Here is a 15,159-nt window from a genome sequence, read left to right on the forward strand (position 1 = left end):
GGGCAAAATCGGCGATAATCGGCTGATTTTTCGAGGGTTGGGGCCGGTGCTCCAGCTCCCGCTTCCGGTTCTTCACAATCTGAGGTTTTCCCCGACATGGTCACCCGAACCGAGCTTGCCAACGCGATCCGTTTCCTGTCGATGGATGCGGTGGAAAAAGCCAAATCCGGCCACCCCGGCGCACCCATGGGCATGGCGGACATCGCCGAAGTGCTCTGGCGCGATCACCTGAAGCACAATCCGTCCAACCCCCGCTGGCCCAACCGCGACCGTTTCGTGCTCTCCAACGGCCATGGTTCGATGCTGCTCTACAGCCTCTTGCACCTCTCCGGCTACGACCTGACCATCGAGGACCTGAAAGCCTTTCGCCAGTGGCACTCGCGCACGCCGGGCCACCCCGAATACGGTTACGCGCCTGGCGTGGAGACCACCACCGGACCGCTGGGCCAGGGTATCACCAATGCTGTGGGGATGGCGCTGGCCGAGAAGATTCTGGCGGCCGAGTTCAACCGTGACGGCTACACCGTCGTCGACCATCGCACCTGGGTGTTTCTGGGTGATGGCTGCCTGATGGAGGGCATCAGCCACGAGGCGTGTTCGCTTGCGGGGACTTGGGGCCTCAACAAGCTGGTCGCATTCTACGACGACAATGGCATTTCCATCGACGGCGACGTGGAGGGCTGGTTCACCGACGACACCCCGGCCCGCTTCGAGGCCTATGGCTGGCAGGTGATCCGCAACGTCAACGGGCACGACCCGGTCGAGATCGCCACTGCCATCGAAACTGCGAAGAAAAGCACCGACCGACCCACACTGATCTGCTGCAAGACCGTCATTGGCCACGGTGCGCCCAACAAGCAGGGCGGACACGACGTGCATGGCGCACCGCTGGGCGCGCTCGAAATCGAGGCCGCTCGCGGCCATCTCAAGTGGCTGCACGAGCCGTTCGTGATCTCCGACGAGATCTACGCCGCCTGGGACTGCCGCCCGCGCGGTCTCAACGAGGAAAGCGCCTGGACTACGCTGTTCGGGGCCTATGCGCAAGCGTATCCGGAACTCGCTGCCGAGTTCACCCGCCGCATGCAGGGCGAGCTGCCCCCGCGCTGGGCCGAGCATGTGGCCGCCAAGATTGCCCAGGTCAACGAGAAGGCCGAGACCATTGCCACCCGCAAGGCCTCGCAGAACGCCATCGCTGCCTTTGCCGAGATCCTGCCCGAGCTGGTGGGCGGTTCGGCCGACCTGACACCGTCCAACCTCACCAACTGGCCCACTGCCAAACCTGTTTCACGTGAAACAGGGGGCAACTACATCCATTACGGTGTGCGTGAGTTTGGCATGGCCGCCATCATGAACGGCCTGGCACTGCATGGTGGCCTGAAGCCGTTCGGTGCCACTTTCCTGATGTTCAGCGAATACGCCCGCAACGCCCTGCGCATGGCCGCGCTGATGAAGATCAACCCGGTCTTCGTCTTCACCCATGACTCCATCGGCCTGGGCGAGGATGGCCCCACCCATCAGCCGATCGAACAGATCGCCACGCTGCGCATGATTCCGAACATGGCGGTATGGCGCCCCTGCGACACGGTGGAGTCTCTGGTGGCCTGGGCCGAGGCGCTTTCGGCCAAGGATCACCCCAGCTGCCTGATCTTCAGCCGCCAGAATCTGCCCTTTGTCACCCGTGATGCCGCCCAGCTGGAAGGCATCCGTAGGGGCGGCTACGTGCTGCGGGACGTGACCACGCCACAGGCCGTGCTGATCGCCACCGGTTCTGAAGTGGAGCTGGCTCTCAAAGCCCAGGAAGCCCTGGCCGCCGAAGGCGTTGCGGTGCGTGTGGTCTCCATGCCGGCCACCACCGTCTTCGACCGGCAGGATAAGGCCTATCAGGCCGAAGTGCTGCCCCTGGGCGTGCCGCGCCTGGCGATCGAAGCCGGCGTCACCGACTTCTGGCGCAAGTATGTCGGACTGGAAGGCGACGTGGTGGGCATCGACCACTTTGGCGAATCCGCCCCGGCACCGGTGCTGTTCCGCGAGTTTGGCTTTACCGTCGAAAACGTGGTCGCCCGCACCCGCGCGCTCCTCGCCTGAAACGAAGACCCGCCTCCGCGCGGGTCTTGCAACACCTTTACCTCGCATTCTGAAAGATCGCACCGGCAGCAGCCGGTGCCCTGCCTCACCGGGAGAAGAAGCACATGACCATTCGCGTCGCTATCAACGGCTACGGCCGTATCGGCCGTCAGGCCCTGCGTTCCATCTACGAATACAACCTGCGGGGCGACTTCGAGATCGTGGCCGTCAACGCCTCGGGCGACCTGGCCACCAACGCACACCTGACCAAGTTCGACACCGTGCACGGCCGTTTCGCTGCGGAAGTCAGTCACGATGACAAGAACCTGATCATCAACGGCGACGTGATCCCGTTCTTCTCCACCCGCAACCCGGCCGAACTGCCGTGGAAAGCGCTGAACGTTGACCTGGTACTGGAGTGTACCGGCGCGTTTACCAGCAAGGAGAAGTGCCAGGCCCATATCGATGCTGGCGCCAAGAAGGTGCTGATCTCCGCCCCGGGCGGTGACGATGTGGATGCCACGATCGTTTACGGCGTGAACCACGACACCCTGACCGCTGCCATGACCGTGGTCTCCAACGCTTCGTGCACCACCAACTGCCTGGCTCCGGTGGCCAAGGCACTCAACGACGCGCTGGGCATCAAGAAGGGCCTGATGACCACCATTCACGCCTTCACCAACGACCAGGTACTGACCGACGTACGCCACAAGGACCTGCGCCGCGCCCGCTCGGCCACCGAGAACATGATCCCCACCAAGACCGGCGCGGCCAAGGCTGTGGGTCTGGTGCTGCCCGAACTGAAGGGCAAACTTGACGGTTTCGCAGTGCGTGTGCCGACGATCAACGTCTCGCTGGTGGACCTCACCTTCGAAGCCGGTCGCGATACCACCGTCGACGAGGTCAACGCCATCGTCAAGGAAGCGGCCGAAGGCAAGATGAAGGGTATCCTGGGCTACAACACCCTGCCGCTGGTTTCTACCGACTTCAACCACAGCACCGAGGGCTCGGTCTTCGATGCCACCCTGACCAAGGTGTCCAACGGCAACATGGTCAAGGTCCTGGCGTGGTACGACAACGAGTGGGGTTTCTGCCAGCAGATGCTGCGTACCGCGCGCGCCATGTTCCAGGTGTGATCCGACGGGCCTGCTGTGCAGGCCCGCGCCAGGCGGGATCGGCCTAAGGCCGGCCCGTTTTCCGTTGTGTTCCGGGAAGATACGATGAGCGAAAAGCACTATTCGGAAGAAGGCTTCTGGGACAAACTCACCCGTTTCGCGCGGGTGGCCGGTCGTGAGGTGGTGGAAAAGGCCCTCTGGCTCTTCTACGCACTGCAGCAGCCCAGGCTCCCGGTATGGGCCCGCACCGTCATCATCGGTGCTCTCGGTTATTTCATCTTCCCGGCCGATGCCATCCCGGATGTGGTGCCGCTGGCCGGCTACAGCGATGACCTGGGTGCCCTGGCCGCTGCCGTGGGAATGGTGGCGATGTACATCGACGACAGCGTCAGGGCCCGAGCGGACGAGACGCTGCGCCGTTGGTTTGGAGAGTGATTCCGTGCAATTCAAGAAACTGGTTGAACAAGATCTGGCCGGAAAGCGCGTGCTGATCCGCGTGGACATGAACGTGCCGGTCAAGAACGGTGTGATCGGTGACGACACCCGCATCCGCGCCAGCCTGCCGTCCATCCTGCACTGCCTGAAGGCAGGTGCCAGCGTGATTCTCATGACGCACCTGGGCCGACCGACCGAAGGCGAACCCAAGCCCGAGGACAGCCTGGCCCCGGTGGCCGAGCGCCTGGCCCAGCTTCTGGCGCAGCCGGTGCGTGTGGTGGACGCCTGGCAGTCCGGGCTGTCGCTGGCAGCGGGTGATGTGGTGATGCTGGAGAATGTTCGCCTCAACAAGGGCGAAAAGAAAAACAGCGAGGAACTGGGCCGCGCCTATGCCGGCCTGTGCGACGTATTCGTGAACGATGCTTTCGGTACCGCCCACCGGGCCGAGGCCTCCACCCATGCGGTGGCTCGCTTCGCACCGGTGGCCTGCGCAGGCGTGTTGCTGGCTGCCGAGCTCGATGCACTGGGCAAGGCGCTGGAAGCACCCGCCCGCCCGCTGGTGGCCATCGTCGCCGGCTCCAAGGTCTCGACCAAGCTCACTATCCTCGAAAGCCTGGCCGACAAGGTCGACCAGCTGATCGTGGGCGGTGGCATTGCCAATACCTTCCTCTTGGCTGAAGGCCACGGCATCGGCAAGAGCCTGGCCGAGCCGGAACTGGTCGGGGAGGCCAAGAAGGTGATCGAGAAGATCCGCGCCCGCGGTGGGGACGTGCCCCTCCCCACCGATGTGGTGGTGGCACCCGAATTCTCGGAAAACGCCGAAGACACGCTCAAGCCGGTCGGCGCGGTGACGCGCGACGACATGATTCTGGACATCGGCCCGGAGTCCGCCCGTGCGCTTGCCGAGATCGTTGCCCAGGCCGGCACGGTGGTGTGGAACGGCCCGGTGGGGGTGTTCGAATTCGAGCAGTTCGCCAGCGGTACCCGCACCTTGGCCGAAGCGATTGCCCAGTCGCAAGCCTTCTCGATTGCCGGCGGGGGCGACACCTTATCGGCAATCGCCAAGTTCGGCGTCACCGAGAAGATCAGCTACATCTCGACCGGTGGCGGTGCCTTCCTGGAATTCCTGGAAGGCAAGGAGCTGCCGGCCGTGGCCATCCTGGCGGAGCGCGCAGCCGGCTGAGGCGCTGGCGCCTTCTGGCGCCTGCCCGGCCGCTGACATAGACTGGGGCCTTGTCCCCCTCAAGGAGGGTGCCGTGTCGCTCAATACCTGGCTTGTGTTCGTGGTGACGGTGTTTTTCGTTTCGGCCACCCCCGGCCCGAACATGCTGCTTGCCATGACGCACGGCATCCGCTTCGGGGTGCGCCGCACCTTGCCTACGATCGCTGGCCTGCTGACTGCCCTGGGCCTGATTATGGGTGGCTCGGCGGCTGGGCTCGGGGCTGTGCTGGCTGCCTCCGAACTGCTGTTCTCGGTGATCAAGTATGCCGGGGCGGCCTATCTGGTCTGGCTGGGCATCAAGACCTGGCGCGCGCCGCCCACACCCCTGTCCGGACCAGAGGACAGCGAGGCCGCCGTGGCTGAGGCAGGCACTGGCTGGCAGCGCTTCCGCACCGGTTTCTTGGTCGCCATGAGCAACCCGAAGGCCTTCGTGTTCTTCACTGCGCTCTTTCCGCAGTTCATGAACCCGCAGGCCCCGCAAATGCCGCAACTGCTGGTGCTGGCCGGCACCTTTTACGTCATCGAGTCCAGCTGGCAGTTTGCCTATGCCGCCGGTGGCGCCCGCCTGCGTGGCTGGCTGAACAGCCCGGTGCGGCTGCGACTGATGAACCGTTTTGCCGGCGGCTCGTTTACCGCCGCAGGCGTAGCGCTGACCACCGTCAGCCGCGCCTGACCCCCAACCCGTTCGTTATCATGCGTCGCCTGCGGGCGGCGCATTTCTTGTGACTGGAGAGTTAAGCATGGCACTCGTTTCGATGCGCCAACTGCTGGATCATGCCGCCGAATTCGGTTATGGCCTGCCGGCGTTCAACGTCAACAACCTGGAACAGATGCGCGCCATCATGGAAGCGGCCGACAAGGTCGATGCTCCGGTGATCGTGCAGGCTTCGGCCGGTGCCCGTAAATACGCCGGCGCCCCCTTCCTGCGCCACCTCATTCTGGCAGCGGTCGAGGAGTTTCCGCACATTCCGGTGGTGATGCACCAGGATCACGGTACCAGCCCGGACGTGTGCCAGCGCTCGATCCAGCTGGGCTTCTCCTCGGTGATGATGGATGGCTCGCTCAAGTCCGACGGCAAAACACCTGCCGACTACGACTACAACGTCGATGTCACCCGCACCGTGGTCAACTTTGCCCATGCCTGCGGCGTGTCCGTCGAGGGTGAGATCGGCTGCCTGGGCAGCTTGGAAACCGGCAAGGCTGGCGAGGAGGATGGCATCGGGGCCGAGGGCACGCTGGATCACAGCCAGCTGCTGACCGACCCGGAAGAAGCTGCCCGTTTCGTGAAGGATACCGGTGTAGATGCCTTGGCCATCGCCATCGGCACCAGCCACGGCGCCTACAAGTTCACCAAGCGTCCCACTGGCGATGTGCTGCGCATCGACCGTATCCGGGAAATCCATGCGCGCATTCCCAACACCCATCTGGTGATGCACGGCTCGTCGAGCGTGCCGCAGGAATGGTTGCAGATCATCAACGAATTCGGCGGTGACCTTGGCGAGACCTACGGTGTGCCGGTGGAAGAGATCGTCGAAGGCATCAAGCACGGCGTGCGCAAGGTGAATATCGATACCGACCTGCGCCTGGCCTCCACCGGAGCGGTGCGCCGCTTCCTGGCCCAGAACCCCAAGGAGTTTGACCCACGCAAATTCCTGAAGGTATCCACCGATGCGATGCGTGACATCTGCATTGCCCGCTATGAGGCCTTCGGCGCCGCCGGCATGGCCAGCAAGATCAAGCCGATCAACCTGGATACCATGGCCAACCGCTATGCCAAGGGCGAACTGGCGCAGATCGTGAAATAACAAGCCTCAGGGCCGCTTCGCTGCCTGGACGGGGCGCAAGGGTTGGGGTGTGAAAAAGCCGCCAGTAGGCGGCTTTTTGCGTCTTGGCATCCAGGCAGGTCTGTACCCGTCTTGGCGTGCCTTTCACGGGGCGCTTACACTCTGCCCATGAGCGAACTTCTTTCTCCCCTCGAATGGTTCTTTGTCGTCCTGCTGGCGGTGGTACCGCTGGCCGGGCTGGGTTTCCATCTGTGGATTATGTTTATCGGCCACGGCAAACGGGACCAGAACGACGAACAAGCCCCGTGAGCCCTTGACCCCTGCATACAGAGCCTCACCGTAGCCGTCGCTTCGGCCAACCCTGCGGACCGGGCCGTTTCAGCGCGTCGGGCAAAGGCCGTCCAGGATGCTGGTCTGCAGCGCATCGGGATGGACCGTAACCCGCAGGAGATCCTGCATGGCCGGATGAGGTGGCCTATGCACTGCCACGCCCGCTGCCCAGAGGGCCTGCTGCCGGGCAGCCGCAGTGGCGGCACTGTCGTAACGGATGGCGACGAAGTTGGTCCACGAAGGCAGTACCTGCAGGCCCCGGTCCGACAGGACCCGCTCCAGGGTCTGGCGCAATTGTACGGTGTTGCTCACCAGGCGTGCCGAATACGTCGGCTCGTCCAGCACGGCGGCCGCGGCCGCCTGTGCCACCGATGACACCGCAAACTGTGGGCGGATCTCATCGGCCTTGCCGATCCAGCCTGCCGGCGCCACGGCGTATCCCACGCGCAGGCCCGCCAAGGCGTAGGCCTTGGACAGCGTACGCAGGCGGAAGGCGCCTGGCAGTACACCGGCCAGCGGTCGGTCAGCTGTCTCTATGCAGAAGTCGCTGTACGCCTCGTCCAGCAGCAGCGTGCAGTCCTCGGGCAGCGCCTCGACCAGCGTACGGATAGCATCGCCCGAGGCGTTCCAGCCGGTGGGGTTGTCGGGGTTGGCCAGGTACACCAGGCGTGCCTGTCGGACTCGGGCGCGCTCGGCCAGACCCGCCAGGTCGGGGCGACGCAGTCCCTGTGCCTCGTGATACGGCACTTCCTCGATCCGGGTGCCGCAGCCCTCGGCAAAATAGCGGAAAGTAGGGTAGGTGCCGGCACTGGTGACAACGGTATCGCCCGGCGCACAGAAAAGTCGCAGCGCCAGCAGGATGAGGCTGTCGGCGCCCGTATCCACCAGCACTTCCTCCGGTGCCACGCCTGCCAGTGCCGCCAGGCGAGCCCGCAGCACCTGGGCGTAAGGGTCGGGGTAGGTGCGGGCCAGTTCGGCCAAGGCCGGGCCGAAGCGTGCTGCCAGCGGGCTGGTCGGTTCGGCGACGCTCTCGTTGGAGCCGATGCGGACCGTGACGGGACGCCCGATGGTCTGTTCCAGCCGGACCAGGCCGGGGAAGGGGTTGACGATGGTGTGGTCGGCCAAATGAGAAGCGAAGCGGGACATGGGGAGCACCAGGCAGCGGAAGGGACTTCCGATTCTAACCAAGCCTCGCACGCCGGACCCGACCTTGCGGCACTAAGGTTATGCCCGGCCGGCAAGCGGCCGGGGCCGCTCACTTCAGACCAGCTTCTTTTCCATCATCAGGTACGCGGCCCCGCCCAGAGCCGACAGCTCGAAGCCCTGGCTTTCGTAGAGCTGCCGGCCGACACGATTGTCGGGCCGGACCTCCAGCGTGACCTTGGCGCAGCCGCGTGCGCTGCCTTCGGCTTCCACCGCGGCAAGAAGGGCCCGGCCCACGCCGGTACCACGTGCCTGAGGCGTCACCGAGATGTCGTGCAGGTTCACCGTGGGTGCCGCGTAAAAGCTGGAAAAGCCGAGAACGCACAATGCCAGCCCCACCGGCTCGCCGTTGCGCTCGGCCAGCAGGGCGAAGGTGGCAGGATGCGCGGCGAACGCCTCCGCAAGGTGTGCCCGGGCATGCTCCGAAAGGCCGTCGCCACCGCCCATGGGATCGCGGGCGTAGGCATCGGTCAGGGCTACCAGATGGGCGCGGTCGGACTCGCTGGCGGGGTCGAGCCGTCGCACGACGAGCCCAAGGTTGGCCGAAGCGGGCAGGGCGGTCATCAGTGCGTCTCCAGGAGGGCGCGTTCGTTGGCCAGCAGTGCCTCCAGCGTTTCCCGGGCCCGCACCAGACGCGGTTGTCCGTCGATACCAATCAGCACTTCGGCCGCACGGGGGCGCGTGTTGTAGTTGCTGGCCATGGTGGAGCCGTAGGCTCCGGCCGACAGCACTGCCAGCAGATCGCCTTCCTTCACCGCCAGCGTGCGGTCCTTGCCGAGGAAATCACTCGATTCGCACACCGGGCCCACCACATCCACCTTCATCGGTGGCAGATGGGCATGGCGCACCACCGGTACGATCTGGTGATAAGCGGCGTAGAGAGACGGGCGCAACAGGTCGTTCATGGCCGCGTCCACGATGGCGAAGTTCTTGGCTTCGCCGAGCTTGAGATACTCCACCCGCGTCAGCAGTACGCCCGCATTGCCCACCAGTGAGCGGCCCGGTTCCATCACCAGCCGCAGGGGACGCCCGGCCAAGCGTTGTGCCACGGCATCGGCGTAGCCTTGCAGATCGGGTGGGGTTTCGTCGGTGTAGCGGATGCCCACGCCACCGCCGATGTCCAGGTGGCGCAGCACGATGCCAGCCTCGGCCAGCCGGTCCACCAGTGCCAGCAGCCGGTCCAGCGCATCGATCAGAGGGGTGACGTCGGTCAGTTGCGAGCCGATATGGCAATCGATGCCCACCACGTCCAGGTGCGGTAGGGCGGCGGCCTCGCGGTATACGTCGAAGGCGGTGTCGAAGGCGATGCCGAACTTGTTGTCCTTCAGGCCGGTGGAGATGTAAGGATGCGTCTGCGCGTCCACATCCGGGTTCACCCGCAGGCTGACCGGGGCGCGGCGTCCCATCTCGCCGGCTACCTGGTTGAGACGCACCAGCTCGTTGACCGATTCCACGTTGAAGCAGTGGATGCCCGCCTCCAGGCCCATACGCATCTCGTCCGCTGTCTTGCCCACCCCGGAGAACACCACCTTCGCCGCATCAGCCCCTGCGGCCAACACGCGGGCCAATTCGCCCCCTGAAACGATGTCGAAGCCGGCCCCCAGGCGCGCAAAATGCTGCAGGATCGACAGGTTGCCGTTGGCCTTGACTGCATAGCAGATCAGGGGGTCGAGCGAGGCAAAGGCGTCCCGGTAGGCCGTGTACGCCTCGGTAAGCACGCGCTCTGCGTAGACGTAGCACGGCGTGCCGAAGCGTTCGGCAATTGCGGTGAGCGCTTGTCCGCCGAACGTGAGGGTGTCGTTGTGGTAATCCAGCTGGCTCATGGCGTCGGCGCTTTCTGGCCGGCAGCCGAGGCGTTGGGGGTGGTGTCGGGGAGGTAGAGCGGGCCCTTGTAGCCACACCCGGCAAGAAGGGTGGCAAGCAGGGCGAAGAGGGCAAGGCGTCGCATGGTATGGTACCGAGTATGGCAAAATCCCCATACTAGCAAAGCCGGAAGCCAGCGCCCACCGGCTTGTCCCGCATTCCACCCGGCAGGAGCACCGATGACCGAAAGCGAATTTCTCGACCTTACCGACCGCATGCTCGAGACCATCCAGAACGCCATCGACGAGGCTGGTCTGGATGCCGACTACACCCTCAACGGCGGGGTGCTCGACATTGCCTTCGACAACGGCCAGCACATCGTCGTCAACCGGCACGGCCCCAACCAGGAAATGTGGCTGGCGGCCCGGAGCGGCGGTTTTCATTTTGCCCACGATGGCACGGCATGGCGCAACACCCGCGGCGGCAGCGATTTCTGGGAAACGCTGACCCTGCTGGTAGAGGAGGCCTCCGGCGAGGAGATTGCCTTCGAACGCTGAACGGCCGTCCGTCCCGCCTCAGGAAAGATTCTCAATGATGAAGCTCGCCAGTGTGCGTTCTGTGTGTTTCACGATCTGCATCGTCAGCATCGTGGTCGGCCTGTTGCTGGGCCTGGCCATGATCTGGGACGTGGTGCAGGATTCCGCGCTCGCGTGGAAAGCCTTCATGACCATCGGCCTGTTCTTCATTGCTTCCACCCTTACCCTGACCGTCGTCCACCAGCTCGGTGACGACGAGCGCTGACCGGAGGACGCCCGCGCTTGGATCCGATCCCGGCCGCCCTTGCAGGGGTGGCGCTGTCGGCTTTCGTCTCCGCCACCCTTCTGCCCGGAAACTCCGAAATCGCGCTGGGGGCCTTTGTGCATGCTTGGCCCGCCTGGATGTGGTCGGCCTGGCTCGTGGCCACGCTGGCCAACGGCGCTGGCAGCCTCGTCAGCTACGGTATGGGCCGCATGGTGCCCCCCCGCCCCCTGCCGGCACGCACCGCCCAGGCTTTCCGGCGTTTCGGCCCTTCGGTGTTGTTCCTGGCCTGGGTGCCCTTCATCGGCGACGCCTTGCCACTGGCGGCAGGGTGGCTGCGCCTGCCATGGCTCTCGTCTGCGGTGTGGATCCTGCTGGGCAAGGGTGTGCGCTATTTCGTGCTGATCCGGCTGGTGGAAGCGTGGCAATAATGCGGCCTTAAGCCTGCGTGGGGCGGATCATGCTTCGGCCAACCTTCTGGCGTCCGCCCGATTGGTAAAAACCCTTTGCCGGGGTTTACAATCCGCCAAAAACCCTGCTTCTTTATATGACCCAGCATATTCCCCGCAAACGGTTCGGCCAGAATTTCCTCCAGGACACGCGGGTGATCGAGGACATCGTGCGTGCGGTGCGTCCCGAGCGCGCCGACACCGTCATCGAGATCGGCCCGGGCCTCGGCGCCATCACCCGCCCCCTGCTGGACCGGCTCGACCACTTGCACGTGGTGGAAATCGACCGTGACATCATTGAGCGGCTGCGTTCGGAATTCCCGCCCGAGCGGCTCACCATCCATGCCGGCGACGCGCTCGCGTTCGATTTCGCCAGCGTGGGGCCGGGTCCGCTCAAGATCGTGGGCAACCTGCCCTATAACATCTCTACGCCCCTGCTTTTCCATCTGGCGGGCTTCGGCCAACGTGTCACCGACATGCACTTCATGCTCCAGAAGGAAGTAGTGGACCGCATGGTGGCGGCACCCTCCAGCGCGGATTACAGCCGGCTATCGGTGATGCTGCAGTATCGATTCGAGATGGAGGAGATTCTGGCCGTGCCGCCGGATGCCTTCTGGCCGCCGCCCAAGGTGGATTCGGCCGTGGTGCGGATGATCCCGCTGCCGGGCCGTGCTGGCGTGGCCGACGACGAGGCGAGGCTGGAGGACACCGTCAGCCGCGCCTTCGCCCAGCGGCGCAAGACGCTGCGCAACAACCTCAAGGGCTTGGCCGACGAGGCCGACTTTGCCGCGCTGGGCATCGACCCGGGTCTGCGGCCCGAGAACCTGCCCGTGGAGGACTATGTGCGCCTCTCCAACCACTTGGGCAAAAAACACGGTAAATCAGGGGCTTGATGGTGCACTGCGCCTTGCCTCCGGTGGCGAATGTTTGCACACTCCGTTTCTGGCCGGCCTTAGGGTCGGCATTGACCAGACGAACGCGGCGCACGAGCCGCCGCGCTGACCCAACCTGCGAGAGATCGGCATGATTCGTTTCATCAATGTGCATAAATGGTTCAAGGACCTGCACGTGCTCAACGGCATCGACCTGCAGGTAGCGCAGGGCGAGGTGGTGGTGGTCTGCGGCCCGTCCGGTTCGGGCAAGTCCACGCTGATCCGTACCGTGAACCAGCTCGAAAGCATCAACGAGGGCGAAATCTGGGTGGACGGCAAGAACGTCACCGACCCCAAGACCGACCTGAACGCGCTGCGCGCCGAGGTCGGCTTCGTGTTCCAGCATTTCAACCTGTACCCGCATCTGTCGGTGTTGGACAACATCACCCTCTCGCCGATGCGGGTGAAGAAAATGGAGCGGGTGGCCGCCGAGAAACGGGCCGAGGAGCTCCTTGAGCGCGTAGGGCTGGCGCACAAGAAGGACGCCTTCCCGGCGCAGCTCTCCGGCGGGCAGCAGCAGCGCGTGGCTATCGCCCGTGGTCTGGCGATGCAGCCGCAGGTGATGCTGTTCGACGAACCCACCTCGGCGCTCGACCCGGAAATGATCGGTGAAGTGCTCAAGGTGATGAAGGACCTGGCCGAAAGCGGGATGACCATGATGGTAGTCACGCACGAGATGGGCTTTGCCCGCGAGGTGGCCGACCGTGTGGTCTTCGTCGATCACGGGCGCATCCTCGAGGAAGCTCCGCCGGAAGAGTTCTTCATGCGGCCGCAGCACGAGCGTGCGCAGCAGTTCCTGCGCCAGCTGCTGACCCCGATGAACTGAGGCCCTGCAGGACCGATACCGAATAACAGGAAATACCGTAGCAAGCCGGCCGGTGCGTGCAGTGCCGGCCAACCAGCAAGACCCACAAGGAGAAACCCCCATGCGTTTTCACACTCGACTGATCGCCGCTGCAACACTCGGCGCACTGATCGCAGCTCCGGCCATGGCCGAGGAACTGACCGGCACCCTCAAGAAGATCAAGGATTCCGGCACCATCGTGCTGGGACACCGCGATGCGTCGATCCCGTTCTCGTACCTGGCTGGCAGCGAGGCGCCGATCGGCTATTCGCACGACCTGCAGCTGAAGGTGGTGGAGAAGCTCAAAAAAGACCTGAAGATGCCGAACCTGCAGGTGAAGTACAACCTGGTCACCTCGCAGACCCGCATCCCGCTGGTGCAGAACGGTACCGTCGATCTCGAGTGCGGTTCCACCACCAATAACCTGGAACGCCAGAAGCAGGTGGATTTCTCCGTGGGCATCTTCGAGATCGGCACGCGCCTGCTCACCGCCAAGACCTCGGGCATCAAGGACTTCCCGGACCTGAAGGGCAAGAATGTGGTGACCACCGCGGGCACCACTTCCGAGCGCCTGCTCAAGGCCATGAACGCCGAGAAGCAGATGGGCATGAATATCATCTCGGCCAAGGACCACGGCGAATCCTTCCTGATGCTGGAGTCCGGCCGCGCCGCTGCCTTCATGATGGACGATGCCCTGCTGTACGGTGAAATGGCCAAGGCCAAGAACCCGGCCAACTGGGTGGTGACTGGCAAGCCGCAATCGTTCGAGATCTACGGCTGCATGGTGCGCAAGGGGGATGCCCAGTTCAAGAAGGCGGTGGACGATGCCATCAAGGCGGTCTACAAGTCCGGCGAGATCAACAAGATCTACAACAAGTGGTTCATGAGCCCGGTTCCGCCCAAGGGGCTGAACCTGAACTTCCCGATGTCCGAGGAGTTCAAGCAGCTGGTGGCCAAGCCGACCGACAAGTCTGCCGAGCAGATGTAAGGCGCCGGACGGCCAGACACTTGGCCCGGTACGGTTAAGGCCGTGCCGGGCCATAGACTTTGCGTCAGGTCAAAAGCCGGTAGAGGGTTTTTGAGCGAAACTCGATCAGACTGTTGCACCGCCACCCTTGCCGGTGGCCAAGAGGAAGCGACGCACAAGGAGAAGCGTTCCCACAATAAACCCTGTTCCGCACCACGGACAAAAGGGCGGGGAACCCAGCCATTCCGAAGCAAGCGGCAGGACGCCAGCCGGCGCCCTGCATTGTGTTGTGCCTTGTTACGGAGTATGCCTTATGCGCTCACCCAAGCTCTGTCTGGCTGCCTGTCTGGCAGCCGCGATCGCCACGCCAGCAGGGGCTGCCGCCCCGACCGGCACGCTCAAGAAAATTGCCGACTCCGGAACGATCGTCATCGGTCACCGGGATTCCGCAATCCCCTTTGCCTATCTTGCCGACGGCAGCAAGCCGGCCGGTTATTCGATCGACCTTGCAGGCAAGGTGGTCGAGGCCGTACGCAAGGAACTGGGACGACCCAACATCGCCGTCCGTTACGCGCTGGTGACCGGCCAGACACGGATTCCGCTTCTGGTCAATGGCACCATCGACCTGGAGTGCGGCGCCACCACCAACAATGCCGAGCGCGCCCAGCAGGTGGACTTTTCGGTCGGGATCTTCTCGATCGGCACCCGCCTGATGACGCACAAGGCCTCCGGCATCCGCGACTTTGCCGACCTGAAGGGCAAGAACGTTGTGGTAGCGGCCGGCACCACATCCGAGCGCATCCTGCGCAAGATGAATGCCGACGCCAACATGGGGCTCAACATCGTGTCCGCCAAGGACAACGGTGAAGCCTTCCTGATGCTGGAGACCCAACGGGTGGCCGCCTTCATGTCGGACGATGCCATGCTGTACGGTGAACGCGCCAAGGCGCGGGTACCGACAGACTGGATCGTCACGGGCACTCCACAGTCGCGTGAGGTTTACGGTTGCATGGTGCGCAAGGGCGACACGGCCTTCAAGGCCGTGGTCGACAAGGCGCTGAAGGCCGTGTATGCCTCGGGTGAAATAGAACGCATCTACCAGAAGTGGTTCATGCAGCCGATTCCGCCCAAAGGGCTTAACATGAATTTCCCGATGTCGCCTGAATGGCGGGCGCTCATCCGGAAGCCGAACGATCAGCCGGCCGGGCGCTGA

At 64.1% G+C, this 15,159-nt stretch carries 18 protein-coding genes; 14 read left to right on the top strand and 4 right to left on the bottom strand.

The annotated features are described in order from the left end of the window. Window positions 1-96: 96 nt before the first annotated feature. The 7 genes from tkt (at window position 97) to EV669_RS14025 (ending at window position 6,929) form a co-directional block, all read left to right on the top strand. A complete protein-coding gene (tkt, locus tag EV669_RS04660; RefSeq protein WP_054285586.1) occupies window positions 97-2,085 on the top strand; it encodes a transketolase in 1,989 nt (662 codons plus the stop codon). 104 nt (window positions 2,086-2,189) lie between these two features. Then, complete coding sequence (gene gap / locus EV669_RS04665) at window positions 2,190-3,200, top strand: type I glyceraldehyde-3-phosphate dehydrogenase (protein WP_055433821.1); 1,011 nt, start codon at window positions 2,190-2,192, stop codon at window positions 3,198-3,200. Window positions 3,201-3,284: 84 nt separating this feature from the next. Continuing rightward, window positions 3,285-3,614, top strand: a complete 330-nt coding sequence (locus EV669_RS04670; RefSeq protein WP_054285588.1) for a YkvA family protein — start codon at window positions 3,285-3,287, stop codon at window positions 3,612-3,614. A 4-nt stretch (window positions 3,615-3,618) separates the two neighbouring features. Continuing rightward, entirely contained in the window at window positions 3,619-4,797 is a 1,179-nt protein-coding gene (locus EV669_RS04675) for a phosphoglycerate kinase (protein WP_055433820.1), read from the top strand. Window positions 4,798-4,870: 73 nt separating this feature from the next. Beyond that, entirely contained in the window at window positions 4,871-5,509 is a 639-nt protein-coding gene (locus tag EV669_RS04680) for a LysE family translocator (protein WP_054285590.1), read from the top strand. Between the two features lie 67 nt (window positions 5,510-5,576). Next, window positions 5,577-6,641, top strand: a complete 1,065-nt coding sequence (fba, locus tag EV669_RS04685) for a class II fructose-bisphosphate aldolase (RefSeq protein ID WP_054285591.1) — start codon at window positions 5,577-5,579, stop codon at window positions 6,639-6,641. Window positions 6,642-6,788: 147 nt separating this feature from the next. Next, entirely contained in the window at window positions 6,789-6,929 is a 141-nt protein-coding gene (locus EV669_RS14025; protein WP_162838296.1) for a hypothetical protein, read from the top strand. Between the two features lie 69 nt (window positions 6,930-6,998). On the opposite strand, the gene EV669_RS04690 is transcribed toward EV669_RS14025, so the two are convergent. The 4 genes from EV669_RS04690 to lptM all read right to left on the bottom strand — a co-directional run bounded on the left by EV669_RS04690 (window position 6,999) and on the right by lptM (window position 10,101). Then, the gene (locus EV669_RS04690; RefSeq protein WP_132098013.1) at window positions 6,999-8,096 is read right to left on the bottom strand and encodes an aminotransferase class I/II-fold pyridoxal phosphate-dependent enzyme; all 1,098 of its coding nucleotides are present in this window, start codon (window positions 8,094-8,096) and stop codon (window positions 6,999-7,001) included. 114 nt (window positions 8,097-8,210) lie between these two features. After that, window positions 8,211-8,717 carry a GNAT family N-acetyltransferase gene (locus EV669_RS04695; protein WP_054285593.1) on the bottom strand — a complete coding sequence of 169 codons (507 nt, stop codon included), beginning with the start codon at window positions 8,715-8,717 and terminating at the stop codon, window positions 8,211-8,213. Further along, window positions 8,717-9,976, bottom strand: coding sequence for a diaminopimelate decarboxylase (lysA, locus tag EV669_RS04700; RefSeq protein WP_132098014.1), 1,260 nt, complete (start codon window positions 9,974-9,976; stop codon window positions 8,717-8,719). The genes EV669_RS04695 and lysA overlap by 1 nt, the downstream gene beginning before the upstream one ends. After that, the gene (gene lptM / locus EV669_RS04705; RefSeq protein WP_132098015.1) at window positions 9,973-10,101 is read right to left on the bottom strand and encodes an LPS translocon maturation chaperone LptM; all 129 of its coding nucleotides are present in this window, start codon (window positions 10,099-10,101) and stop codon (window positions 9,973-9,975) included. The genes lysA and lptM overlap by 4 nt, the downstream gene beginning before the upstream one ends. Window positions 10,102-10,195: 94 nt before the next feature. Between lptM and cyaY the strand changes: the two genes are divergently transcribed. From cyaY to EV669_RS04740, 7 genes are all read left to right on the top strand, one after another. After that, on the top strand, window positions 10,196-10,513 hold the full coding sequence (gene cyaY, locus EV669_RS04710) for an iron donor protein CyaY (RefSeq protein WP_054285595.1): 318 nt from the start codon (window positions 10,196-10,198) through the stop codon (window positions 10,511-10,513). Between the two features lie 37 nt (window positions 10,514-10,550). After that, a complete protein-coding gene (locus EV669_RS04715; protein ID WP_132098016.1) occupies window positions 10,551-10,757 on the top strand; it encodes a hypothetical protein in 207 nt (68 codons plus the stop codon). Window positions 10,758-10,783: 26 nt separating this feature from the next. Next, a complete protein-coding gene (locus tag EV669_RS04720; protein WP_162838297.1) occupies window positions 10,784-11,185 on the top strand; it encodes a YqaA family protein in 402 nt (133 codons plus the stop codon). Window positions 11,186-11,301: 116 nt separating this feature from the next. Then, window positions 11,302-12,096, top strand: coding sequence for a 16S rRNA (adenine(1518)-N(6)/adenine(1519)-N(6))-dimethyltransferase RsmA (gene rsmA, locus EV669_RS04725; RefSeq protein WP_132098017.1), 795 nt, complete (start codon window positions 11,302-11,304; stop codon window positions 12,094-12,096). Between the two features lie 130 nt (window positions 12,097-12,226). Further along, the gene (locus tag EV669_RS04730; protein ID WP_054285599.1) at window positions 12,227-12,961 is read left to right on the top strand and encodes an amino acid ABC transporter ATP-binding protein; all 735 of its coding nucleotides are present in this window, start codon (window positions 12,227-12,229) and stop codon (window positions 12,959-12,961) included. Window positions 12,962-13,061: 100 nt separating this feature from the next. Beyond that, entirely contained in the window at window positions 13,062-13,967 is a 906-nt protein-coding gene (locus tag EV669_RS04735; RefSeq protein WP_054285600.1) for a glutamate/aspartate ABC transporter substrate-binding protein, read from the top strand. A gap of 292 nt (window positions 13,968-14,259) precedes the next feature. Then, window positions 14,260-15,159 carry a transporter substrate-binding domain-containing protein gene (locus EV669_RS04740; protein ID WP_054285601.1) on the top strand — a complete coding sequence of 300 codons (900 nt, stop codon included), beginning with the start codon at window positions 14,260-14,262 and terminating at the stop codon, window positions 15,157-15,159.

The sequence above is a fragment of the Gulbenkiania mobilis genome (genome assembly GCA_004346645.1).
Lineage (GTDB): Bacteria > Pseudomonadota > Gammaproteobacteria > Burkholderiales > Chromobacteriaceae > Gulbenkiania > Gulbenkiania mobilis.

Excerpts from the sequence above, each read along its gene's own strand:
- tkt (WP_054285586.1), top strand. The coding sequence starts at position 97 with ATGGTCACCCGAACCGAGCTTGCCAACGCGATCCGTTTCCTGTCGATG.
- gap (WP_055433821.1), top strand. The coding sequence starts at position 2,190 with ATGACCATTCGCGTCGCTATCAACGGCTACGGCCGTATCGGCCGTCAG.
- EV669_RS04670 (WP_054285588.1), top strand. The coding sequence starts at position 3,285 with ATGAGCGAAAAGCACTATTCGGAAGAAGGCTTCTGGGACAAACTCACC.
- fba (WP_054285591.1), top strand. The coding sequence starts at position 5,577 with ATGGCACTCGTTTCGATGCGCCAACTGCTGGATCATGCCGCCGAATTC.
- EV669_RS14025 (WP_162838296.1), top strand. The coding sequence starts at position 6,789 with ATGAGCGAACTTCTTTCTCCCCTCGAATGGTTCTTTGTCGTCCTGCTG.
- EV669_RS04690 (WP_132098013.1), bottom strand. The coding sequence starts at position 8,096 with ATGTCCCGCTTCGCTTCTCATTTGGCCGACCACACCATCGTCAACCCC.
- EV669_RS04695 (WP_054285593.1), bottom strand. The coding sequence starts at position 8,717 with ATGACCGCCCTGCCCGCTTCGGCCAACCTTGGGCTCGTCGTGCGACGG.
- lysA (WP_132098014.1), bottom strand. The coding sequence starts at position 9,976 with ATGAGCCAGCTGGATTACCACAACGACACCCTCACGTTCGGCGGACAA.
- lptM (WP_132098015.1), bottom strand. The coding sequence starts at position 10,101 with ATGCGACGCCTTGCCCTCTTCGCCCTGCTTGCCACCCTTCTTGCCGGG.
- cyaY (WP_054285595.1), top strand. The coding sequence starts at position 10,196 with ATGACCGAAAGCGAATTTCTCGACCTTACCGACCGCATGCTCGAGACC.
- EV669_RS04715 (WP_132098016.1), top strand. The coding sequence starts at position 10,551 with ATGAAGCTCGCCAGTGTGCGTTCTGTGTGTTTCACGATCTGCATCGTC.
- rsmA (WP_132098017.1), top strand. The coding sequence starts at position 11,302 with ATGACCCAGCATATTCCCCGCAAACGGTTCGGCCAGAATTTCCTCCAG.
- EV669_RS04730 (WP_054285599.1), top strand. The coding sequence starts at position 12,227 with ATGATTCGTTTCATCAATGTGCATAAATGGTTCAAGGACCTGCACGTG.
- EV669_RS04735 (WP_054285600.1), top strand. The coding sequence starts at position 13,062 with ATGCGTTTTCACACTCGACTGATCGCCGCTGCAACACTCGGCGCACTG.
- EV669_RS04740 (WP_054285601.1), top strand. The coding sequence starts at position 14,260 with ATGCGCTCACCCAAGCTCTGTCTGGCTGCCTGTCTGGCAGCCGCGATC.